This is a genomic window from Catellatospora tritici (assembly GCF_019083965.1).
Taxonomy (GTDB): domain Bacteria; phylum Actinomycetota; class Actinomycetes; order Mycobacteriales; family Micromonosporaceae; genus Catellatospora; species Catellatospora tritici.
In genome coordinates this window covers 565142-588161 of sequence record NZ_JAHRCY010000001.1, presented here as the reverse complement: position 1 = coordinate 588161, position 23020 = coordinate 565142, and the positions used below count along the sequence as shown (strand labels likewise).

The following is a 23020-nucleotide window of genomic DNA, read 5'->3' as shown; positions in this document are numbered from 1 at the left end:
TGCCGATTTGCAGGCCCCGCGATCAACGCGCTAGTGTTACGGAGCCGACGCGGGGTGGAGCAGCTCGGTAGCTCGCTGGGCTCATAACCCAGAGGTCGCAGGTTCAAATCCTGTCCCCGCTACTCATGGAAAAGCCCCTCCGGAAATCCGGAGGGGCTTTTCGCATCTCGTACTAGGCGACGGAGACGATTCCGGTCCAGGCGGCACCGATCTGGATCCGGGACTCCCAGCTCACCGTACGGGGGTACACCCAGAGATTGCCGCTCGTGTCGAGGGCGACCATGTCCTGGTACGAGTCGCCGTTGAAGTCGAACGGCGTCTCCTTGTAGGAGAGCCAGCCGGTGCCGATCTGGGACTTGGTGCCGAGCACCAGGCTGGTGCTGCTGATGTTCGGGTAGAGCCACATCACGCCGTCGGCGCCGATGGCGACCACGTCACCCCGGCCGTCATGGTTGAAGTCGGTGATGTGGACCCGGAAGTCGGTCCAACCACTGGAACCGATGAGGATCTTGCCACTGCCCTGCGGGTAGTAGTAGAGCTCGCCGGTGGACTTCTTGACGCCGATGTGGTCCGGGTGGGCGACGTTGTCGGCGTTGCCGGTCGAGTGGAAGTAGGTGCTCCACCCCGTGCCGATCAGAGTGCGGGTGCCGAGCCCCGCGGTGCCGTACAGCCCGGTGGACGGGTAGTACCACATCTCGCCGGCCGGGTCGATGCCGATGAGGTCGGACCGGCCGTCGGTGTTCCAGTCCGCCACCTGAAAGCGGAAACCGGTCGCGCCGCCGGTCAGCTGGATCCGGCCGCCGAAGCTCGACAGGCCGGTGCCGCCGGAACCGGGGTAGAGCCACAGGATGCCGCTGGAGTCGACCGCGACGACGTCGGGGTGCCCGTCGCCGTTGACGTCGTGCTCAACCGGGACCGGCTTGCGCCAGACCTGGTTCCACACCTGGGCGTAGGCGATCTGACCGGTGAAGTAGCCACCCACGGCGGTGGCCGTGGTGCGCTCGGCGCCGATGCGGAAGCTCCGGGTGGTGGTCCAGTTGTTGGGGTGGGTGGCGGCGCCGACGTTGACGTCGTTGACGTACAGCACCGCGACCTTCGTGGTGGCGTCGAAGGTGACGGTCAGCTGGGTCCACGCACCCGGCTGCACGGTGTTCGGCGCGGACTGGGCCACGTTCCACATCGTGTTGGCCGCATCCGTTCGGGCCATCGCGAAGCGCCACGAGCTGTCGGAGCTGTCGGCCCAGAGCTTGAACGCCGCGGTGCTGGTGCCGTCCTGGGACAGGACCGTGCCGTATCCACCGGTCGGCGCCGGCTTGACCCATACCGAGAGGGTGAACGAGGCGGTCGGGTCGACGGCCGCGGTCGTCGTGGCCAGCGTGCCCAACCCGCTGCCGGTGAACTCGGCGTCGGGGTCGAACAGGTCACCGGTGTCCCACTTGACGGCACCACTGCCGGTCAGGTTGAGGTTGCCCACGGCGTCCGCCGCCGAGCCGATCACGTCACCGGCGCCGGCCGTACCCATGTCGGCGAGCGTCCAGGCGTGGGTCGCGGTGATCAGCCCGGTGCCGGGCTGCGCGGTCAGCGCCGCCGTGTGCGCGGTGTCGTCGATCGCGGCGATCAGGCGCGCGGTGGTGACACCGGCGCTGGTCGACCACAGGTCGGCGGTGCCGTTGCCATCGATGTCGGCCGCCTGGATCGCCCCCGCGGTGCCCGGCCCGCCGGTGACGCTGTGGTCGGTGTAGGCGATGGTGGCGGTGTAGGTGGCGTCGTTGGTGCTGACGGTGATGCCGGTCCACAGGCGCAGGGCGCCGGTGACGGTGTTGCGCAGGTACATGGCGGTGCCGCTGGGCAGTCTGGTGGTGGTGATGTCCCAGTTCTGCCAGTTCTGGTCGCCGTCGGGGGTGTTCACGGCGATGTCGTAGCCCATCGCGTAGCCGCCGACCATGTTGCTGTTGGGGTAGTAGGACAGGTAGAAGTGGCCGTAGTCGGTGGATCCGTTGACGGCGATGAGGTCGGGGTAGGCCAGTCCGGCGCCGCGGGCGTTGTAGGCGTTGGCGACGCGGATCGGGTCCTGTCCGTGCAGGTCGGTGAAGGTGCCGGGGCTGACGGTGTTGGTGAAGCCGCTGGCGGTCTGCAGGGTGGAGTCGTCGCCGTTGCCCTTGAGGATGACGGCCATGCCGGAGCGCTGCAGGGTGGTGTCGGCCGGGTAGTAGGCCAGCACGTCGTTCTGGGTGCCGCCGGTGAAGGTGCCGGTGGCGGTGCTGGCGGCGGCGTCGTACTCGTGCGGGCTGGAGGTGCCGAACGCGCCGGTGCCGTTGATGCCGATGTCGTGCGCCACCGGGTCGAGCTGGGCGCTGCCGGTCGCGTTGGCCAGCCACAACCCCGGTGCCAGGCCGTTGGCCGAACGGCCGGTCGTCAGGAGGTCGGCCCGACCGTCCATGGTCAGGTCGTCGACGGCCTCGGGGGAGGCGGGCTGCGCGGTGAAGGTCACCGCGATGCTGTCACCGATGTTGCCGCTCGCGGTGACACTGGTGACGACGATCGTGTTGGTGAACCGTGTCGGCGTCACGCTGAACGTGACGTTGCCGGTGGGCGCGTCCTTGGGCAGCGGCGCGGCGGCGTTGAGCTGGTAGAGGTACGACGCCGGCGGCGTTCCCGTAGTGGGCGCGGTGACGGTGACCTGGACCGGGCTGTTCACCACGGCATTGCTCGCGACGCTGACGGTCGGTGGGCCGGCCCGCGTCGGATCGAAGTTGAACTCGCAGGTGCTGGAGTACGCGGGGCTGTACGCGAGCCCGTCAAAGGTGCGCACGTGCCAGGCGAACTTCGTCACCGCTCCGCCGGCCTGCGCTTCCAGCGTGGCCTTGGGCACCACGGCGACGGCGGTGGTGCCGTTGCCGAAGTCGAAGGTGCTCGGGGGCGTGGAGTAGAAGACCGACCCGCTCGGGGACTTCCAGAGCTCGAACTGCGCACCGACGGTGTTGCCGTCGGGGTCGGACACGACCGCCTTGAGGCTCACGTCGGCGTCGCCGACGGGCATGAGGCTGGTGCAGCTGGTGCTCGGCGAGGTCGACAGCGAGGTCGGCGTGGTCGGCGGCTGGTTGTACTCCAGGTTCAGGCTGGTCAGGTTCTTGTCGAACTCCTTCCACGAGTTGTGGTCGCTCGACTCGTTGACGCCCGCGAGGAGGAACGTCTGGGTCTTGCCCAGCCGCGCCCGGACCGTGTTGAGCACGTTGAACTCGACGTCCGCGGCCGGGCACGACGAGCTGTAGCCGTGCGCCTCGGGCTGGCCGTCGACGGCGCTGCCCTCCTTGCCGTTCCAGTAGTTCCAGTTGGCGTTCGACGAGGAGAGGGTGTACGCGGTCGGGGCGTGCACGTTGACCGTGCTCTTGGTGCACGACCAGGACCACACCTCGCGCGTGCGCAGCGTCGCCTTGTTGACGACGCTGTTGGCCGCCAGGGCGGGCAGCGGGAAGTTGATCAGGGTGTGCGCCCACATGCTGCCGGAGTTGCCGACCTGCATGTGGCCCTGGGGGTCCGGGGTGTCGTTCCAGTAGTTGCTCGACGGGTAGGTTTCGGCGACCGAGGCCCACCCCGTCTTGTTGTAGCTCTTCGGCGTCCAGACCGGCGTGGGGTCGATGTAGACCGGGTAGGTCGTCCTGGTGCCGGTGAGCACGGCGGTGTCGGGGGACAGCGTGATGGCGTCCCGGTCGACCCGGAGCCCGATCCGCCCGACCGCCGCGGCCGCGCCCGGGGCCACTGCCGACGAGCGGGCCAGGCGACCGTCGGAGATCCGGCCCTTGACCTGGGGGACGTCGCCGACCGGCGTCGAGTCCCACATCTTCGGCGGCTGAGTGTGCAGCAGCACGTCGCCGAAGGCGTCGCGGCCCGACAGGCTGCCGTCGGCGTCACTGCTCAGGGTCATCCCGGTGGCATTGGTGGCCATCCGCAGCTCGCGCAGCTGCGGGTTGCGGGCTGCCTGGGCGTTCTTGACGACCAGCACCTCGCTGACGCTGCCCTGTTCGGTGACCCGCACCTGCAGGTCGACGCCGGGCAGGATCTCCGCGTACACCGCGGTGTCGCCGGACAGCTGCGGCTCGGGCAGCGTCATCGGCAGTGACAGCGACAGCTTGGCAGCGCCGCCGTCCATGGTCGCGAACGGCCCGCCGCCACCACCGGACAGTGTCACCGGGGCCGTGGTCACCGCGGGCGACACCGTGCCGTCACTGTTGCGGCGCAGCGTCGCGTCGAGCTTCGCCCACTTCCCGTTCACGCGCTTGCGCACAGCTACGGCGTTGAGCGACAGCGACATTCCGCCGTCGGGGTGTGCGGTCAGTTCGCTGTTCGAGGTCGTCGATCCGGTCACCACGATGTCGCGTCCGGTCGAGCGGGCCTGTGCCACCGCCTGGGGAACCGTAAGCGCGTCGGGGTTCGGCGCGGCCGCCGCCGCGGCCGGCGCCGGCGCCGCGACCGCTGCTCCTGTCATTGCCGGAACGCCCAGCACGCTAGCGACAAGCGAGGAGGCACCGGCGGCCGCGACCGCGGCCCGCCAGCGTCTACGTCGTACTCCACCCGTGAGCATGAGAGGTGAATCCCTTCTGCGGGAGGCGCCAACCGCCTCGCGCGGCGTCAGCTAACCATCAAATCCACCACCGTGGGGGGCACCGAATCCATCGCGGAAAGGTGGGTGATCATCATGGTCCATAAAGGACTGACTTAAGGGTGTCGGTGTTGCAGGAGAAACATTTGATCGTTCGGCCGGACTGTGGCGTAGAAGGTCATCGACGGGGATGGCCAACTCGCCACGCATCCCGGACAGCTCCTATTCCACCGGACCAGGGTTCTGAAATGGGTCCAAATGCGAATCACGTAAAAGCCATCAGGGTGGGCACGATTCGTGCTCACCCTGATGCGTCAAAACCGAACTCAGAGTGCCAGCAGGCGTTGGTGGAAGTCGCGGTGCCGCTGAACCGCCTGCCGCAGCAGTTCGGTGTCGGTGCCCGCCGTCTCGACCAGGCCGTCCAGCTCGGCGTGTTCGCGCGCCAGCGCGTCCTGCAGGGTCCGCAGCGTCTCCTCGACCAGATCCCGCAGCTCGGCCGCGACCGCCGCGGGATCGTCGACGAACCGCAGCTGCAGCGCCTCCCAGCGCTCGCGCAGCTCGTCGGCGGTCCCGTCCGCCCAGAGCGTCGCGGCCTGCGTCCGCGCGTCGTCGACGGTCGGCACGGCCGCCACCCCGATCGCCGGGCTGTCCGCCGCCTGCGCCAAGGTTGCGGCGCCCGCGGCCGCCGCCACCTCGGCGTCACTCAGCGTCTGCTCGGCGGCCTCCGTCTCGTCCGCGTCGTCGACCGGGAGCGGCATGGTGTCGCCGGTCGCCGTCACGGTCGCGCGGTCGTCGACCGGTTCCGCCTCGGGGTCGGTCTCGTCGTCGAGGTGCTCCGACAGGGGAGCGGCCTCGTCGGTCTCCGGGCGGAACTCGCCGCGCCGGTCCTCGTCGTCGAGGCCGTCGTCCTCGGTCTCGTCCTCGGAGCCGGTCGAGTCGGTCGGCACGTAGACGCCGTCCCGCTCCTCCAGCTCGATCGCCTCGTCACCACGCGCCTCGGGGCGCGTCGGCGCGGCATCGACATCGACCACCTCGCCGTCGGCCACGTGGTTGCCCTCGTATCCGCGCGGCGCCTCGGTGCGCGCCTCGTCGTCCACGTCATCGTCTGTCATCGCGCGCGTGTGAGTGTCGTACGTGGTCATGCGTGCACCTCTTTCTCCTGCTGGGAGTGAGCGTCCGTGCGGTGGGTGTGCTCATCGGTCAGGGGTGCCACCGGCTCCTCGCCCAGCAGCTGCGCGGCGAGCTTGCGGTAGTGCACCACCGCGACCCGCAGGTCCTCGGTGTCCACCTGCCCGGCCCGGCCCCGCTCACTGATCTCGTGGGCGTGCCGATACGACGCCAGCGTCTCGGCGTGGTCGACCGACAGCTGGGCCAGCTGCTCGTCGTAGTCCCCGGTCGGGTAGCCGCGCGCCGCGACCAGTTCGGTGATCAGCTCGTCGGCCTCGGCGACCGCCGCCGAAGGCTCGTCGACGAAACGCTGCTGCACCTCGCGCCACCGGGCGGCGAACCGCGCGCGCTCGTCGTCGCTCAGTTCACGCAGCTCCAGCTCGCCGTGGCGGCGTTCGCGCTCGCGCAGCTCGTGCTCGGCGGCGGCCCGGGACTCCTGCTCGGCCAGCACGCGGTCGTACTCGGGTCCGAACCGCTGCCGTAGCGCGGCACGCCGTGCGAACAGCCACGCGCCGACCCCGCACAGCACGAGGACGACCACTACCGCGATCAGCAAGGCCAGCTGTGTCGATGTCATGGTGGGGTACCTCCTTCACAGGCGGAGATACCCGAGCGAGGGTCTGTCAACCCTGCGAATCTCAGCGCGACGCCTCCTGGCCGACCCGCGGGCCGAGATCGCGCGGGGCGCGCGTCAGCCTTCGGCGCGGCCGTGGCGCCAGTAGCCCATGAAGGCGACCGAGCCGCGGTCGAAGCCGAGGTCGGCGACCAGGTGCCGCCGCAGCGTACGGATCACCGCCGCCTCCCCGGCCAGCCACGCGTACACCGAGCTGCCCGCGTGCTCCGGGACCTCCCACAGGATGCCGGCGTCCACGTCGACGTCCTCGATCTCGGCGGTGCTCGCGGAGCCGGGCACCAGGCGCGCGGCGGCCGCCTGGACGGCCGGGATCAGCCGGGTGCCGTGGGCGGCGCCGTCGCGGTGCAGCCACTGGACCCGTACCCCGGCGGGGGCGATGATGCCGAGTTCGTCGGCGGCGTGCGGCACCTCCAGGATCGCCGCGCCGGTGGTGTCCTCGGGCAGCCGCTCCAGAATGGCCGCGATCGCGGGGACGGCGGTCTCGTCTCCGGCCAGCAGTACCGGTGTGCCGGGCGCGGGTTGCCGGAACTCGACGCCGCCGTGCGCACCGGGATAGGCGGCGTTCGGGCCGAGCAGCATGATCTCGTCGCCGGGCTTGGCGGCGCGGGCCCAACGGGAGGCTGGGCCGGTGTCGCCGTGCAGGGCGACGTCCACATCGACCTCGCGCGGCTCGGGCCGGACGGCACGGGCGGTGTAGGTGCGGATCGGGTTGCGCCGCTCGTCGGGCAGCGACCGCCAGGCGGTGAACCAGTGCTCGTCGGTGGGCAGTTCGGCCAGCCCGTACCCGGGCAGCGGCAGGACGAGCTTGATGCGCTGGTCGTATCCGTTGTCGGCGAAGGCGCCGAGGTCGGCGCCGGTGAACGTCAGGCGCAGAAAGGAGGGGCTGAGTTCGGCGACCCGCGTGACGGTGGCGGTGAAGAAGCGCCAGGGTTGGGTAGCGGACATGCCGAAGCCTCCAGGGGATGCAATGCTGCCCCACCGATGGCTCAACCGGTGGGGCAGCGGTTTAGGTTAGGCTAGCCTATCCTTTGATTTGATCAAGCGGCGGGCTCCAACTCCGGCCGTTCGGCCACGGTGGCGGCGGTTTCGGTCGAGGTCGGCGGGACCCGGCGCAGCGCGATCAGCGCCACCACCGCACCCAGGGCCATCACCGCGACGGCGCCCAGCGCGGCGGCGTGCATACCGGCGGTGAAGGCCACCTTCGCCGAGGTCAGCAGCTCGTTCGCGGCCGGGCCGGGCAGGGCTCGCGCGACGCCTGCCGCTCCGGCCAGCGTCTCCCGGATTGTGCCCGCGAAGTTCTCCAGCCCGGCGGGCACCGGCACCTCGTGCCGGTAGACCGCGGTGCCCAGGCTGCCCAGCAGCGCCATGCCCAGCGCACCGCCGAACTCGGTGCCGGTCTCCGACACCGCCGAGGCCGCGCCCGCCTGCTCGGCGGGCACCGCGCCGACGATCATCTCGGTGCCCAGCGACATCACCACGACCAGACCGGTCGAGTACAGCATGGCGACGACCAGCAGCAGCCACAGCGGCGAGTTGGCCTGCACCAGCTGGAACGCGGCGAACCCGGCCAGCGCGAGGAGGAACCCGGCACAGACCAGGTACGCCTTGCGCACACCACGCTGCGCCAGCGCCGCGGCGGTCGGGGCCGCGCCGCCGACGACCACCGACGGGGCCAGGCTCCACAGGGCCGCCTTCAGCGGCGACATGTCCAGCACCGACTGCAGGAACTGGGTGGTGAAGATCGCGAAGCCGACCAGGCCGAACATGGCCAGCACGCTGACGACGATCGCGCCGCCGAACGCGGGCCGCCGGAACAGGGTCAGCTCCAGCATCGGGTACGCCGTGGCGCGCTGCCGCCACACGAACCCCGCCGCCAGCAGCAGCCCGGCGCCGATCGCGGCCAGCGGCCGTGCGCCCACCCCGTGCGCCGCCATCTCCTTGATGCCCCAGATCACCGGCAGCACCGCGCCAAGCGACAGCACCGAGCCGAGCAGGTCGAACCGGCCGCCCCGGGCCTGCTTCGACTCCGGCACCAGCGCCGGCGCCAGCATCACCAGCAGCACCATGAACGGCACGTTGATCAGGAAGACCGAACCCCACCAGAAGTGCTCGAGCAGGAACCCGGACAGGATCGGGCCCAGCGCCACGCCGGAGGTCAGCGCCGCGGTCCAGATCGCGATCGCGGTGGCCCGCTGCTTCTCCTGCTGGAACATGTTGCGGACCAGGGCGAGCGTGGAGGGCATCAGGGTGGCGCCGCCGATGCCGAGCAGGGCGCGGGCGCCGATGAGGGCTTCGGCGCTGTGTGCGTACGCCGCGGCGGTGGAGGTGGCGGCGAACGCGACCGCGCCGATCAGCAGCAGCTTGCGCCGCCCGATCCGGTCGCCGAGCGCGCCCATGGTGATGAGTAGTCCGGCCAGCACGAAGCCGTAGATGTCGAAGATCCACAGCTGCTGGGTGGCCGACGGGTGGAGGTCGAGGCTGATGAAGGGGACGGCGAAGTAGAGCACCGACACGTCCATGGAGACCAGCAGCAGCGGCAGCAGCAGCACCGCCAGGCCGATCCACTCGCGCCGGCCCGCCCGCGGGGCGATCTGGGGACTCATGGGGAACCACCTTCTGCGTACACCGTACGCGCTTCTGTGTATGCCATACGCTTTACTGTGTACGTTATACGCGGTACTAGGATGGCGGTCAAGCGCGTAGTTCGCGCACCGAGCAAGAGCAGGGGTTATGGAGCTGGACAGCGCGGCACTGCCGCCGAACATCGCGGCCGCGTGGGGGTTGCGGGAGCGGCCGGGCAAGGGACCCAAGCCCGGCCTCAGCGTCGACCGGATCGTGGCCGCGGGCATCCGGGTGGCGATGGCCGAAGGCATCGGCGCCGTATCGATGAGCAAGGTCGCCGCCGAGGCGGGCGTGTCGACGATGGCCCTCTACCGGTATGTGCGCGCCAAGAACGAGCTGCTCGAACTCATGGTCGACGCCTGCATCGGCGAACCGCCGCCCCACGACCCCGGCCTCGACTGGCGGGCGGGGCTGACCGCCTGGGCCTGGGCTGTGCGCACGGTCTACCTCGCCAACGCGTGGGCGCTCAAGGCGCCGATCAGCGGCCCGCCCGCCACCCCGCACCAGCTCGCCTGGCTCGACGCGGGCCTGCGCCACCTGACCGACACCGGGCTCACCGAGGCGCGGAAGATGTCGGTGCTGCTGCTGCTCACCGGGTACGTCCGCAACGAGGCGATGCTGACCGCCGACATCGCGGCCGCCACGGAAGCGGCATCGTCCTCCCTGGACGACGCGATCGCCATGTACGGCAGGATGCTGCGGGTGCTGGTCGACCCGGTCCGCTTCCCGGCGCTGGGCCGCGTGGTCGAGGCCGGGGTGCTGGAACAGGCCGACGACCCGGCCGAGGAGTTCGTGTTCGGCCTGGAGCGAATCCTCGACGGCGTGGGCATCCTCATAGCGGCGCGGACCTGACCGGGATCACCGTCCGGACGCGACAGCGGGTAGCGTGCTCGCGTGTCCGACAACCCCTCTCCCGTCGTGGCCGATCGGCCACGGCACGGCCTGATCTGGTCGGTGCGGCACGTGTTCGCGGTGCTCGGCACGACCATCGTCCTGCTGGCCAAGCACCTGCCGGTGCTGCTTGCGCTCATCTTCGCCGGTATGGCCGGACGCAGCGGCCTGATCTGGGCCGCGGTGCAGCTCAGCGACATCAACGGCTTCGCGGGTATGCTCGTGTTCCTGATGACGCCCGTGCCGATGGCGCTGGCCGTGGTGCTGATGCTGCGCGCCGTGTCCGCCTCGCTGCCGTCGCGATTCATCGAGGAGGGCACCACCCCGTCGGGCCGGGGAGTCCGGGTGCTGCGGCACTGGGCCAGCGTGATCGTGCCCTTCGCCGTGGTGTACACGGACTTCGGCTTCTTCGCCGATGACAAGCGGACCTACCTGTACGAAGTCTCCCGTGACGAGTACTTCAACAATGGCGACGCGTTCACCAGCTCGCCCACCAGTCTGTTCGAGTTCCATCCCGAGGCGATCCAGACCGCGGAACGGCTGCCGTTCGACCGCGTCGGCACGCTGTTCCTCATCCTGGTCGTGGCCCTGCTGCTGCGGGCGCTGCTGGGCATGCGGGCCAAGACGCTGTGGCACTGGCTGAGCATGGTGCGGGCCTACCTCGAGGTCACTTCCGTCACCGTGGCCGTGATGATCCTGCGGAACCTCAAGGAGCCGGTGGACGCCTACGCCGCGAGCCGCGTGTCGGTCCACTGGGGCCTTGAGCTGCACGATCGCCTGCCGGCCCCGATAATGGCGGGTTGGGACTGGCTGCTGGGGCTGCTGTCCGACGTCGACTCGGTGCTCGTCGCCCCGGTCGCCTGGCTGGCGATGACCGCTGTGGTCTACGGCCAGTACCTCGGGGCCACCGTGCTCAAGGGGCGGGCGCTGGCCGCGGCGGTGCGCAGGTGGCGACGGGTGCCGCGCTCGTTGCGGTCGTTCTCCCGCACCGCCACCGCTGACGGCCGCGACTCGCTCGGCCCGATGCTGCGGGTGCTGCGCACACTGGCGACCACCGGCCGGGTGCCGGTGCTGCTGTACTGCGTACTCTTCGTGGCGGCCCAACTGATCAGCGGCGGACTGTTCGAGCTGGAACGGCTGATCCTGGGGCCGGGTGACCACACGCTGTTCTGGATGCCCGCAGCCGGGGTGCTGCAGACGTTCAACGACGCCGTGGTGCTGACGCTGCAGCTCGGCCTCGCCGCGGCCACGGTCGACCGGGTGCTGCGGCTGGACCGGATCTCAGCCCTGCGGAACAAGCCGGTAGTCGTGGTAGGGGTCGGAGGGGAAGTGCAGCCGCACGGCCACGGCCTCGGTGCCGACCGGCGTGGCGAAGTAGGCGACGGTCTCGTACACGCGTGAGCCGGCCGCGGCGTCCGGCCCGGTGGCCGGGCTGGGCGTCGCGTCGGGCGAGGGAAGCGGACTCGGGTCGGCCTTGCAGGTGGCGTATCCGGTGGCGGCGCGGTCGATCTCGGCCGCACCGGTCTCGAACAGGCGACCCGTCGCGTCCTCCAGGTAGATCTTGCAGTAGTCGTTGTGCGTGGGGTCGGCCGACTCCAGCCGGAGCACCGCCCGCCACGCCATCACGCCGTGCGGCAGTTCGAACGGCCGGCCCAGCGAAGTCGTCAGCTGCGCCTGGCTCAGCTCGACCAGGGTGACGCGGGCCCCGGCGATGGAGACGCCGCCGTCCGCGCCGGCATCCGCCACAGGCATCTCGTTGCGGCGCAACTGGTCCAGGTTGGGCAGTAGTGCGGTGAATACCAGCGCGGCCAGCGCCGGAACCACCGTGACCAGGCCCCAGGCGTTGCGCCGCCACCAGCCCCGCTTCACGCGACGGCCTTGGGCAGGTAGACCGGTGCGGGCACCGGGTCGGACAGCACTGCGCTGACGTCGGAGATGGGCAGCGGGATCGCGATCATCGAGTCCATCTCCTGTTCGAGCGGATTCTTGGCCAGCAGCAGGGTGAGGTCGCCCGCGGCGTCGGCGGGGACCTCGAAGACGATCTCGCCCTCGACGGGGATCCCGGGTTGTAGCGGGTGGTTCAGCGTGAACTGCTGGAGCCGGTCGCTGGTGAGGTAGGTGCGCCCCTGCCCGTCCCGCAGCGCCGCCCAGCCGATGTACGAGGTGCGGCCGATGGCGACGGCACGGATCTTGGCGATCACCCATACCCCCTGGGTGTCCAGGATCGCCTCGCCGAGCTTGAGTTTGGCGGCGCAGCGCACGCGCACGCCGGTGGCGGTGAACTGGCGGCCGGACACCGGCTGGGCGAACTCGCCCCGCACCTCGAACGGCCGGTCCACGCTCCAGTTCTCGTTCAGGTGCGTGAGCCAGCCGCCGACGGCCAGCGTCACCGCCACGAGCACCACGGTGCCCAACCGATGCAGCAGCTTGTTCACTTGGTCGCTCCCGCCACGACGGGCACGACCACGGTGGCGGTCGGGTCGGTGTCGGCCTGGTATTCAGGCAGGCCGGGGGCCGGGTCGTCGTCGTGGGTCTCGCACACCACGGCCACCGGCACGGACGTCGGCATCGGCTCGGTGCCCGCCTGCTCCCACACGAACGCGACCCGTTCGGGCATGTTCGGATGCAGGCGCTGGATGGTGTTGCCGTCGCGGGCGAGGATGATCCGATCGGGCTCGACCGTGGTCAGCCCCTTGACTTCCGGCAGGCGCAGCATGGCACCGAGGTTGTTCATGCTCGTGTCGTACGTGATGGTGATCTTGGCGATGGCGACCAGCCATCGGTTGCCGTCCTGCTTCAGGTGCAGGTCGCCGAGGGTGGTGAAGGACTTGACGTCGGTCAGCGCGACGTTCCAGCGGCCGCAGTCGACGCTCTCGCCGACCGCCGCCGACCTGCCTTCGGCCGGTGGCGGTGGCGCCGTCTTCAGGCCGCCGAACGCCCCGGTCACGGCTACCAGCCCGGCGGCGATCACGTAGTAGACCTTGCGGAACACCGTCTCGACCAACTCGCCGAAGGCCTGTCGGACGATGCCGTCCCCCATGTCTGACACAGCGGCGAGCATACTGACCGGCCGGGCGCGCGGACAGCGGGCGTCCGATGTGGCACGCCCGCTGCCGCGAACCGTTGTGGGTCAGCCCATCCAGGCGAACGTCGCCGGGTCGGGGCCGATGCGGCCGCCGTTGTCGAGCGTCGCGATCGCCGCCAGGTCCTCGTCGTCGAGTTCGAAGTCGAAGACGTCGATGTTCTCGGCGATCCGGGCCGGGGTCACCGACTTGGGGATGACCACGTTGCCCAACTGGAGGTGCCAGCGCAGCACCACCTGCGCCGGGGTCTTGCCGTGCTTGTCGGCCAGGCGCGTCAGCACCGGCTCGGCCAGCAGCGTCTTGCCCTGACCGAGCGGGCTCCACGCCTCGGTGTGCACGCCGTGTTTGGCGTGCAGGTCGCGCAGTTCCCGCTGCGGCAGGTACGGGTGCAGCTCGATCTGGTTGATCGCGGGCACCACCTCGAACTCCTCGACGAGCCGGGTGAGCGTCTCGGCGGTGAAGTTGGACACGCCGATCGCACGCACCCGCCCGTCCGCGAGGAGCTGCTCCATCGCGCGCCAGGCGTCGGTGTAGCGGTCCTGCGACGGCACCGGCCAGTGGATGAGGTAGAGGTCCAGATAGTCCAGGCCGAGCTTGTCCAGGCTGTCGTCGAAGGCGCGCAGGGCGTCGTCGTACCGGTGCTCGGTGTTCCACAGCTTGGTGGTGACGAACAGTTCCTGGCGGGGCAGTCCGCTGTTGCGCAGCGCCCGGCCGGTGCCCTCCTCGTTGAAGTAGATCTTCGCGGTGTCGATGCTGCGGTAGCCCGCCTCCAGCGCACTGGTCACGGCCTTCTCGGCCTCGTCGTCCTCGACCTGCCACACGCCGAACCCCAGCTGGGGCATCTTGACGCCGTTGTTCAGCGTCACCTCGTTACCCGTCATCCCCCCATCCTCCCAGCCGAGTAAGGAAGGGCACCTTCTTATCTCGCGGGGAAGTGAGGGGTTGCGATGGAAGCGCTCCCATGGAAGACTGAGCGCACTCGCGACCGGGAGCCAGCGTCGCGCGAAGCGGCACGTCAGGGCACGGACGGGCCGAAGCGACACCGTCGCCGTCCACCCAAGGGACTGCGACGGCAGCAGGTTTCCACCGTCGGGCGGCATGCCCGACGCATCCGCGAGGAGCTCATCTTGTTGCACACTCTGCGGCGGTCCCGCCACAGAATCTTCCGCAGGTCCAGCGCGGTCGTCACCGCCGCTGTGGTGGTCATGGGCGGCCTGGCCGTCGCGGCCACCCCGGCCCACGCCGCCGTCGCCTGCGAGGTCGTATACACCGCCAGCCCGTGGACCGAGGGTCCCGGCACCGGCGGCTTCACCGCCAACATCACGCTGAAGAACCTCGGCGACGCGTGGAGCAGCTGGTCGCTGACGTACGCGCTGCCGTCGGGCCAGTCGATCACCCTGCCGGGCTGGTCGGCGAACTGGGCGCAGTCGGGCCAGAACGTCACCGGCACCAACCTGAACTACAACGGCAGCATCGGCACCGGCGGCAGCACCGGCATCGGCTACAACGGCCGCTGGAGCGGCACCTACTCCAGCCCGACGTCGTTCAGCGTGAACGGCACGGCGTGCACCGGGGCGAACCCGGCCCCGACGGTGAGCATCACCGCGCCGGCCAACAACACCCACTACACCGCGCCCGCGTCGTTCACGATCAGCGCGAACGCGGCCGACACGGCCCCCGGTTCGGTGGCCAAGGTCGAGTTCTACCGTGACGGGCTGCTGCTCGGCTCGGACACCGCGTCTCCGTACACCTGGGACGTCTCGGCGCTGCCGGTCGGCACGTACGTGTTCCAGGCCAAGGCGACCGACAACCAGGGCGCGACCGCGACCGCCAACACGACGGTCGTGGTGGACGCCTCCGTCGCGCCGAAGGTGCTGGTGAACGCGGCGAGCACCGCCGCTGTCAGCGTCCCCGAGGGCGGCACCAACACGTTCAAGGTGAAGCTGTCGGCGGCGCCGACCGCGAACACGACCGTGGCGGTCGCCCGGACCGCCGGTGACACCGACGTGACGGTGTCGACCGGTGCCACGCTGACGTTCACCCCGGCGAACTTCGGCACCGAGCAGACGGTCACCCTGGCCGCCGCGCAGGACGCCGACAACGCCAACGGCACCGCGACCATCACCGCCAGCGCCACCGGGTACGACCCGGGCGTGGTGACCGCGACGGAGGCCGACGACGAGGTCAACGTCTACACGCAGCGCTTCCTGGACCAGTACAACAAGATCAAGAACGTCGCGAACGGGTACTTCTCGCCCGAGGGCGTGCCGTACCACTCGATCGAGACGCTGATCGTGGAGGCGCCCGACTACGGCCACGAGACCACCTCCGAGGCGTTCAGCTACTGGCTGTGGCTGGAGGCCTACTACGGCCGGTTCACGCAGGACTGGACCAAGTTCAACCAGGCCTGGACGGTGATGGAGCAGTACATCATCCCGTCGGCGACCGACCAGCCCAACGCGGGCGTGGCCGGCACCCCGCAGTACGCCGCCGAGCACCTGACCCCCGCGGAGTACCCGTCGCCGCTGGAGCCGAGCATCCCCGTCGGCACCGACCCGCTGCGCAGCGAGCTGCAGAGCACCTACGGCACCGGCTCGATCTACGGCATGCACTGGCTGATCGACGTCGACAACAAGTACGGCTTCGGCCGCTGCGGCAACGGCACCACGCGCCCGGCGTACATCAACACCTTCCAGCGGGGTCCGCAGGAGTCGGTGTGGGAGACCATCCCGCAGCCGAGCTGTGACAACCTCAACTTCGGCGGCCCCAACGGCTACCTGGACCTGTTCGTCAAGGAGTCCAGCGCCCCGGCCGCGCAGTGGAAGTACACCAACGCCCCCGACGCCGACGCGCGCGCCATCGAGGCCGCGTACTGGGCGCTGACCTGGGCGACCGAGCAGGGCAAGCAGGCCCAGGTCGCGTCCACCATCGCCAAGGCGGCGAAGATGGGCGACTACCTGCGCTACGCCATGTTCGACAAGTACTTCAAGAAGATCGGCAACTGCGTCGGCGCCAGCACCTGCGCCGCGGGCACCGGCCGTGACTCGGAGCACTACCTGCTGTCCTGGTACTACGCCTGGGGCGGCGGCCTGAACTCGGCGTGGTCGTGGCGGATCGGTTCCAGCTTCAACCACTTCGGGTACCAGAACCCGCTCGCAGCGTACGCACTGGCCAACGTCAGCGGCCTCAAGCCGCTGTCGCCGACCGCCAACGCGGACTGGTCCACCAGCCTCACCCGGCAGCTGGAGTTCTACCAGTGGCTGCAGTCGGCCGAGGGCGGCATCGCCGGCGGCGCGACCAACAGCTGGGGCGGCTCGTACGCGCAGCCTCCGGCGGGCACGCCGACCTTCTACGGCATGTTCTACGACGAGAAGCCGGTCTACCACGACCCGCCGTCGAACCAGTGGTTCGGCATGCAGGTGTGGTCGATGGAGCGCATGGCCGAGCTGTACTACGCGACCGGCAACGCCAAGGCCAAGGCGCTGCTGGACAAGTGGGTGCCGTGGGCGATCGCCAACACCACCGCGAGCGGTTCGAGCTTCGCGGTCCCGTCCGAGCTGGCCTGGTCCGGCGCCCCGGCGACCTGGAACCCGACCAGCCCGGCCGCCAACACCGGCCTGCACGTGACGGTCACCAGCACCGGCCAGGACGTCGGCGTCGCCGCCTCGCTGGCCCGCACCCTGCTGTACTACGCGGCCAAGTCGGGCAGCACCACGGCGAAGGCCACCGGCAAGGCGCTGGTCGACGCGCTGTACACCAAGGCCGAGGCCAAGGGTGTGTCGACGACCGAGACCCGCTCGGACTACGCGCGCTTCGACGACGTCTACAACACCAGCACCGGCCAGGGCATCTACGTTCCGTCGACCTGGACCGGGCGCATGCCCAACGGCGACGCCATCGCCGCCGGGAAGTCGTTCGTCGACATCCGCTCCTGGTACAAGCAGGACCCCGACTGGTCGAAGGTGCAGACCTTCCTCAGCGGCGGCGCCGCACCGCAGTTCAACTACCACCGGTTCTGGGCGCAGAGCGACGTGGCGATGGCCTTCGCCGACTTCGCCGCCCTCTTCCCGAACGGGTGAGTTAGGCGGCCCGGCCTGACGGTCGGGCGAGGTTCCGGCAGCCTGCTCCGGCGGGCGGGCTCGCCGGGACCGGCAATCCCCTCTCGCAGGTGGGGACGCGGGGGTACGGGCTTCGGCCCGTACCCCCGCAAGCATGTGTCATCGAAAGGTGGCGGCCGATCGGGAACAGCTGACCGGGGATGTCCGCAGCCGGCTTCGGCCCGATGGCCGAGTGAGGTCCCGACAGCCCGCTCGGGTGAGCGCGCCGCCGGGACCGGGTACCGCTGTCGCAGGTGTGAGACCTGCGGTCTCAGCCGACCGAGACCTCGTTCAGGCAGCCAGGCTGAACAGGTTTCCCCCGCAGATCGACTTCGGCTTGGCCAGCCCGGTCTTCACCGGAAGCGGCGTGGTGCTGATGAAACCGCTGCCGCCGACGCCGAGCTGCCCGTGCGAGTTGGAGCCCCAGGCCAGGAGGGTCTTGCCGGCGATAGCCAGGCTGTGCCCGCCGGGAGGCAGGTCCTTGATGAAGCTGCTGCCCGCCGCGATGGTCTGCACGCCGGTCAGGCCCACCGTGTCGACTGGCCGGGTGCGCGGGCTGATCGTGGTGCCGTCGCCGAGCTCACCGTTGGTGTTGCTGCCCCAGCCCTTGACCCGGCCGCTGGCGAGCAGGGCCAGGGTGAAGTCCCCGGACGAGGCGACGGACTTGACGCGTACCCCGGTCAGGTCGACGACGTCGACCGGCGTGCTGGTGGGGCCGGTGCTGGTGGTGCCGTTGCCGAGCTGGCCGTCGTTGTTGGCACCCCAGGTCTTGACACCGCCGCCTGAGGTCACCGCCACGCTGTGGATTGAACCTGCGGCAATGGCCTTCACCCGGATACCGGTCAGACCGGTCACGGCGACGGGTACGTTCCGGTTCGTGGTGGTGCCGTCGCCGAGCTGCCCTTCGGAGTTGGCGCCCCAGGCCCGGACGGTGCCGTCCTTCAGCAGGGCCAGACTGTGGAAGCCGCCCGCCGCGATGGCGATGACGCCGGTCAGCCCGGTGACCGCGACCGGTTCCGTCCGTGTCTCGAACGTGCCGTCGCCGAGCTGCCCGTCGTCGTTCTGGCCCCAGGCCCGGACGGTGCCGTCTTTCAGCAGGGCGAGGTTGTGGGAGCCCCCCGCCGCGATGGCGGTGACCTGGCCCAGGTCGGCCACGGTGCCGGGCAGCGGGTAGTTGGTCGTCAGGCCATTGCCGCGCTGACCGGACTCATTGGCCCCGGCGGACTTGACGGTCCCGTTGGACAGCAGCCACAGGCCGTGGCGGCTGCCGCAGGAGACGGCCTTCACGCCGTCCGGGACCTGGGCGGTCACGGCGGTGGGGGTGTACACGGGCTCGCCGCCGACCTTGCCGTCGCCGAGCTGTCCGTCCGAGCTCAATCCCCAGCCCTCGGCGCCGTGCGCCGCCGTGGTGGCCTTGTCGCCATGTCTGCCGCCGTCGGGTGCCGGGGCGGCCTGTGCCGCCACCATGACCGGCAGCGCCAGCAGCGCCCCCAACGCGGCCGCGCCCAGACCGCGTCGTCGTGTCGTACGTAGTCTCATGTTCCCCCCGGTTGGTGTGCCTGTGTGCGCCGGCTCCGCGTGGAGCCGGTCACACGAATTGCCAGCTCATCGCTTCTCGACAGTTGTAGCTCCAGCGAATTGCCGCCGGAGTGCGCCACGCCTGTCCGGTCGGCACGGAACTGAGGCCGGTGCGAACGCCAAAGGGCACCCTCTCCGGCTGAAGCGTGGAGAGGGTGCCCTTTGCTTACCGCTTTACGAGAGGGTGCAGGCGCTGCCGTTCAGGGTGAAGGCGGTCGGCTTCGGGTTCGCGGTGGTCCACGCTCCGTTGAAGCCGATCGGGGTGCTGGCGCCGGGGGCCAGCGTGCCGTTCCAGCCCAGGTCGGTCGCGGAGACGTTCTGACCGGTCTGCGTCCAGGTGGCGCTGTAGCCGTTGGTCACCGCCTGGCCCGTGGCCGGGAAGGCGAACCGCAGCGTCCAGCCGTTGATCGTGCTGGTACCGGTGTTCTTGATGACCACAGTGACCGACATGCCACCGGGCCACTGGCTCCCGATGGTGTACGACACGTCGCAGGACGCGCCGCCGCCGGTCGGCAGGGTGGTGAAGGTGACCGGCGTCGACGCCGTCGAGACGTTGCCGGAGCCGTCCACGGCCACCACGTAGTACGTGTACGACGTGGCCGCGGTCAGCCCGGTCAGGGTCAACGAGGTCGTGGTCGGCGAGCCGACCAGCACGTCCGTCGTGCCCGCCTCGCGGTACACCCGGTAGCCCGCCAGGCCGCTGCCGCCGGTGTCGGTGGAGGCGGCCCAGTTCAGCGTGGCGCCGGTCTGGGTGATCGCCGACGCGGTCGGCGTGCCGGGCTGGCTGGGCGGGGTGGTGTCGTTCGGCGGGGCGCTGGTGGTGAAGGTGACCGGGGTCGAGGCGGTCGAGGTGTTCCCGGCGCCGTCGCGGGCCACCACGTAGTAGGTGTACGCGGTGGAGGCCGTCAACCCGGTCAGGGCGAACGTGTTGGTGGTCGGGGAACCGGCCAGCACGTCGGTGGTGCCCGCCTCGCGGTAGACCGAGTACCCGGCCAGGCCGCTGCCGCCGGTGTCGGTGGAGGCGGCCCAGCTCAGCGTCGCGCCGCTCGACGTGATCGACGAGGCGGTCGGGGTGCCGGGCTGGGTGGGCGCGGTGGTGTCGGGCGTGCCGCCACCGGGGGCGTCGCCCCAGACCTTGGTGGTGCCGTCCCACAGCGTGATCTTGCTGTTGCGGGCCATGGTCGCCTGGTACGACCAGTCGTTGCTGACGTCCCAGGTCCCTGAGCTGGTGACCCGGAACTGCACCTCGCGACGCCAGTCCGACTGCCCGGCCGGGATGATGTTCTGCCCGGCGCAGGAGACCGTCACGTAGTACACGTTGCCGCTGTACTGGGTGGGCCCGGTCGGCGGGGAGCACTGGCTGTACGCCACCGACGTGGTGATCTGGCTCGGGGTCGTCGACCCGTCCAGGGTGAAGTAGTAGCGGAACGACGCGTTGGACAGCGCCCGCGCCGGCCACGCCGACTTGTTGTAGATCAGCGCCTTGACCTCGGTGAACGTGGTGCCGGTGGTGTTCAGGCCGGACTCGACGTACAGCTCGGCGTCGTCGGGGGTCTCCGCGGGCGGGAAGTTCGCCAGCGGCGTGCCGCCGTACTCGCTGTACATGCGGACCAGGGCCGAGGTGAAACCGGCGTTGTAGTCGGTGGCGACCTCGTTCATCTGGTAGTTCTGCCGGTCGTCGGTGTAGGCGTCGTTGGCCGAGCCGGGACCGCCGACCAGCGCGCCGTACAGCGTGTGGCGGTTGTTGACCGGGCTGGTGAGCTGGTCGGTCCACGAGCCGTGCGCGGTGCGGTGGTGCGGGTTGATCGGCGGGTTGGTCCCGAACCCGTTCACGTAGCTGCGGTGGTTCGGGTTGTCGCCGAGGATGTAGTTGATCTGCCGGACGCCGAAGTCGTGGTAGCGCGCCTTGCGCGTGGCGTCGGTGACCCAGTCGGAGTAGAGCAGCGCGACCCAGGCGGTGTTGGCCGAGTAGCGCAGCGAGCCCCACTGCTGCAGCCACGCCTGGCCGCCGGGCGAGTAGGTGATCTTCGCGCCGTTCACGCCGACGGTCCAGTAGTCCAGCCATCGGTTGGCGTCGTCGATGTAGACCTGCTTGCCGGTCAGCTTCGCCAGCAGCACGTACGACCCGTAGGTCTTGTCGTCCCAGTCCTGGGTCCACTTGTACGAGTGGGTGCTCGACTGCGGCTCGGTGCTGAGGTTGGCGTAGTACGTCTCGGCCTTGCTCAGGTACGCCGCCTCGCCGGTGGCCCGGTGCAGCCAGATCGCGCCCCAGACCAGCTCGTCGTTGTAGCCGCTCCACGAGTTGTAGTAGCTGGCCGCGTCGGTGATGCACTCGCTGTACTTCTTGCGCACCGTGTCGGCGAACGTGTAGAGCTGCCGCGCGTGGCTGAGCAGGGTGTCGGCGTACGCGGAGTCGGTGGGCCGGAACACGATCGAGGCCGCCGCCATCGCGGCCGCGGTCTCGGCGGCCAGGTCGGTCCCGCCGCAGCTCGCATCGATCTTGTACGCGGGCCGCGCCATCTTCATCACCTCGGCCGGGCCCCACCACTGGTGGTCGGTGCCGCCGTTGCCGACCTGCCCGTAGAGGACGTTGGCCGACGGGTGCGCCTTGATGAAGTAGTCATTGACGAACCGCAGGTTGTTCAGCAGCGGCGTGAGCTGCCCGGAGGCGGAGTAGGCCGAGCGGTACTCGACCGCGCCCCAGGCCAGCATGGTGGCGGTGGAGGCCATCGGGAAGCCGAACTTCACATGGTCACCGGCGTCGAACCAGCCACCGGTCAGGTTGAGGCCGACGTCCGAGCCGTCGTTCATCGCGGAGTTGCCGCGCCAGCCGACCCGGTTCCAGGCCGGCTTGGGGCCGCTGGCCTGGGCCTCATAGAAGAACAGCGACTTCTGCAGCACCTCGGCGTAGTTGTACGGCCCAGCCGCGTGGGCGGGCGTCGACGACAGGCCGAGGGCCAGGGTGCTGAGGGTGAGTGCGCTGACGGCACCGGCGAGTCTGCGTCGCCACCTGCCAGAAGGGCGGATGGCGCCAGGAGTGCTGGGCACTAGGATTTCTCCTGTCCGTGGAGCCGCGCGACGTGATGCGTTCGCGGTGGACAGGTGGGGCGGATGTGGGCGCATCCGCCCCACCGCAGCCCGCCTCACGGTCGTGCGGTGGGTGTCAGGGTTCGGTGTTCAATGTGTACACATCGATGGAAGCGCTCCCATCGATGTGCCTCCGATTTAACCCCGCCATTGCCGTCACGTAAAGCCCCGATTTCACGTCCGCGCAGCGGTGCTGGTACGGGCCGTGAGCGCGGGCGACAGCAGGGTCGCGTCCGGCACCGATTCGGCGTCCATCTTGCGCATCAACAGGTCCACCGCCTGGCGGCCGACATCCTCGGCCGGGATCTGCACCGAACTCAGCGTCGGCGAGCACCGCTCGGCCAGCTCGTCCGGGCAGATCGCCACCACCGAGATGTCCTCGGGCACCCGGCGGCCCAGCGCCCGCAGCGTGTTCAGCACGTGCGTCACCGCCGCCTCGTTGTGCACCACCAGGCCGGTCAGCCTGGGGTGCCGGTCCAGCAGCGCGGTCACCTCGGCGGTGACCGCATCCGGGTGCTCCTCGCACGGCTGCGCGTGCGCGGTCAGCCCCAGCCGCCGCGCGGCGTCGACGAAGCCGTCGCGGGTGCGGTGGGCGTAGCCGGTGTCGCGCTCGTACACCACGCGCGGGGCGCCCAGCAGCGCGATCTCGCGGTGCCCGAGCGCGGCCAGGTGCTCCACGCAGACCGCCCCGGCGGCGTGGAAGTCCAGGTCCACACAGGTCAGCCCGGCCGAGTCGGCGGGCAGGCCGATCAGGACGCTGGGCCGCTCCAGCTCACGCAGCGTCGGCACGCGCGGATCGTGCATCTCCACGTCCATCAGCACCAGCCCGTCGACCAGCGCCCCGGCCGCCACCCGGCGCAGCCCGGCCGGGCCCTCGTCGGCGGTGACCAGCAGCACGTCGTGGTGATACGTGCGGGCGCTGGTCACCACCGCGGTGGCGAACTGCATCAGCACCGGCAGGTGCATGCCCTGGCGCAGCGGCAGCACCAGCGCGATCACGCTGGCACGCTTGCTGGCCAGGGAACGGGCACCCGCGTGCGGGTGGAAGCCCAGCGCCCGGATGCTGGCGTGCACCCGGGCACTGGTGGTGGCGGAGATGGCCCGCTTGCCGCTGAGCACGTACGACACCGTGCTCGTCGACACGCCCGCGTGCCTGGCCACGTCGGCGATGGTCACCACGCTGTCGCGTTGCGTGGGGCGCCGACTGGCCATCCTCCGCATCGCCTCCCCACCCTCGGTCCGTCCGGTGCTGCTCGTTGTC

Annotated in this window: 15 protein-coding genes and 1 tRNA gene; 4 read left to right on the top strand and 12 right to left on the bottom strand. The window is 70.2% G+C overall.

Going from position 1 to position 23020, the window contains the following annotated elements; translation table 11 throughout:
• Positions 1-48 precede the first annotated feature (48 nt).
• Positions 49-122 (top strand) — tRNA-Met (locus KUA19_RS02570).
• 50 nt (positions 123-172) lie between these two features.
• Here KUA19_RS02570 and KUA19_RS44410 read toward each other — a convergent pair.
• From KUA19_RS44410 to KUA19_RS02545, 5 genes are all read right to left on the bottom strand, one after another.
• Positions 173-4402: a LamG-like jellyroll fold domain-containing protein gene (locus tag KUA19_RS44410; RefSeq protein ID WP_217394400.1), complete on the bottom strand. Its 4230-nt coding sequence runs from the start codon at positions 4400-4402 to the stop codon at positions 173-175.
• 524 nt (positions 4403-4926) lie between these two features.
• On the bottom strand, positions 4927-5712 hold the full coding sequence (locus KUA19_RS02560) for a hypothetical protein (RefSeq protein ID WP_217394398.1): 786 nt from the start codon (positions 5710-5712) through the stop codon (positions 4927-4929).
• Between the two features lie 26 nt (positions 5713-5738).
• A complete protein-coding gene (locus KUA19_RS02555) occupies positions 5739-6344 on the bottom strand; it encodes a hypothetical protein (RefSeq protein WP_217394396.1) in 606 nt (201 codons plus the stop codon).
• Between the two features lie 114 nt (positions 6345-6458).
• A complete protein-coding gene (locus KUA19_RS02550; protein WP_217394394.1) occupies positions 6459-7346 on the bottom strand; it encodes a siderophore-interacting protein in 888 nt (295 codons plus the stop codon).
• Positions 7347-7438: 92 nt separating this feature from the next.
• Entirely contained in the window at positions 7439-9004 is a 1566-nt protein-coding gene (locus KUA19_RS02545) for an MFS transporter (protein WP_217394392.1), read from the bottom strand.
• A 127-nt stretch (positions 9005-9131) separates the two neighbouring features.
• On the opposite strand from KUA19_RS02545, the gene KUA19_RS02540 reads away from it, so the two are divergent.
• Positions 9132-9875 (top strand): TetR/AcrR family transcriptional regulator, encoded by a 744-nt coding sequence (locus tag KUA19_RS02540; protein WP_217394390.1) that lies wholly within the window; start codon positions 9132-9134, stop codon positions 9873-9875.
• Between the two features lie 42 nt (positions 9876-9917).
• A complete protein-coding gene (locus tag KUA19_RS02535; protein WP_217394388.1) occupies positions 9918-11315 on the top strand; it encodes a hypothetical protein in 1398 nt (465 codons plus the stop codon).
• On the opposite strand, the gene KUA19_RS02530 is transcribed toward KUA19_RS02535, so the two are convergent.
• From KUA19_RS02530 to KUA19_RS02515, 4 genes are all read right to left on the bottom strand, one after another.
• Positions 11196-11783, bottom strand: a complete 588-nt coding sequence (locus tag KUA19_RS02530; RefSeq protein WP_217394386.1) for a hypothetical protein — start codon at positions 11781-11783, stop codon at positions 11196-11198. The two genes, KUA19_RS02535 and KUA19_RS02530, sit on opposite strands and share 120 nt — an antisense overlap.
• Positions 11780-12349 carry a DUF4352 domain-containing protein gene (locus KUA19_RS02525; protein ID WP_217394384.1) on the bottom strand — a complete coding sequence of 190 codons (570 nt, stop codon included), beginning with the start codon at positions 12347-12349 and terminating at the stop codon, positions 11780-11782. The genes KUA19_RS02530 and KUA19_RS02525 overlap by 4 nt, the downstream gene beginning before the upstream one ends.
• On the bottom strand, positions 12346-12963 hold the full coding sequence (locus KUA19_RS02520; protein WP_217394382.1) for a hypothetical protein: 618 nt from the start codon (positions 12961-12963) through the stop codon (positions 12346-12348). The genes KUA19_RS02525 and KUA19_RS02520 overlap by 4 nt, the downstream gene beginning before the upstream one ends.
• Positions 12964-13044: 81 nt before the next feature.
• The gene (locus KUA19_RS02515) at positions 13045-13878 is read right to left on the bottom strand and encodes an aldo/keto reductase (RefSeq protein WP_217394380.1); all 834 of its coding nucleotides are present in this window, start codon (positions 13876-13878) and stop codon (positions 13045-13047) included.
• Positions 13879-14202: 324 nt separating this feature from the next.
• On the opposite strand from KUA19_RS02515, the gene KUA19_RS02510 reads away from it, so the two are divergent.
• Positions 14203-17076 carry a glycoside hydrolase family 48 protein gene (locus KUA19_RS02510; protein WP_217394679.1) on the top strand — a complete coding sequence of 958 codons (2874 nt, stop codon included), beginning with the start codon at positions 14203-14205 and terminating at the stop codon, positions 17074-17076.
• 309 nt (positions 17077-17385) lie between these two features.
• On the opposite strand, the gene KUA19_RS02505 is transcribed toward KUA19_RS02510, so the two are convergent.
• The 3 genes from KUA19_RS02505 to KUA19_RS02495 all read right to left on the bottom strand — a co-directional run bounded on the left by KUA19_RS02505 (position 17386) and on the right by KUA19_RS02495 (position 22980).
• Positions 17386-18633, bottom strand: coding sequence for an RCC1 domain-containing protein (locus KUA19_RS02505; RefSeq protein ID WP_217394378.1), 1248 nt, complete (start codon positions 18631-18633; stop codon positions 17386-17388).
• 213 nt (positions 18634-18846) lie between these two features.
• On the bottom strand, positions 18847-21720 hold the full coding sequence (locus KUA19_RS02500; RefSeq protein WP_308167284.1) for a glycoside hydrolase family 9 protein: 2874 nt from the start codon (positions 21718-21720) through the stop codon (positions 18847-18849).
• A 213-nt stretch (positions 21721-21933) separates the two neighbouring features.
• The gene (locus KUA19_RS02495; RefSeq protein ID WP_254548413.1) at positions 21934-22980 is read right to left on the bottom strand and encodes a LacI family DNA-binding transcriptional regulator; all 1047 of its coding nucleotides are present in this window, start codon (positions 22978-22980) and stop codon (positions 21934-21936) included.
• Positions 22981-23020: the final 40 nt, after the last annotated feature.

Coding starts and splice junctions, on each gene's coding strand:
- KUA19_RS02560 (WP_217394398.1), bottom strand. CDS start 5,712: ATGACAGACGATGACGTGGACGACGAGGCGCGCACCGAGGCGCCGCGC.
- KUA19_RS02555 (WP_217394396.1), bottom strand. CDS start 6,344: ATGACATCGACACAGCTGGCCTTGCTGATCGCGGTAGTGGTCGTCCTC.
- KUA19_RS02550 (WP_217394394.1), bottom strand. CDS start 7,346: ATGTCCGCTACCCAACCCTGGCGCTTCTTCACCGCCACCGTCACGCGG.
- KUA19_RS02545 (WP_217394392.1), bottom strand. CDS start 9,004: ATGAGTCCCCAGATCGCCCCGCGGGCGGGCCGGCGCGAGTGGATCGGC.
- KUA19_RS02540 (WP_217394390.1), top strand. CDS start 9,132: ATGGAGCTGGACAGCGCGGCACTGCCGCCGAACATCGCGGCCGCGTGG.
- KUA19_RS02515 (WP_217394380.1), bottom strand. CDS start 13,878: ATGACGGGTAACGAGGTGACGCTGAACAACGGCGTCAAGATGCCCCAG.
- KUA19_RS02510 (WP_217394679.1), top strand. CDS start 14,203: ATGGGCGGCCTGGCCGTCGCGGCCACCCCGGCCCACGCCGCCGTCGCC.
- KUA19_RS02505 (WP_217394378.1), bottom strand. CDS start 18,633: ATGAGACTACGTACGACACGACGACGCGGTCTGGGCGCGGCCGCGTTG.
- KUA19_RS02495 (WP_254548413.1), bottom strand. CDS start 22,980: ATGCGGAGGATGGCCAGTCGGCGCCCCACGCAACGCGACAGCGTGGTG.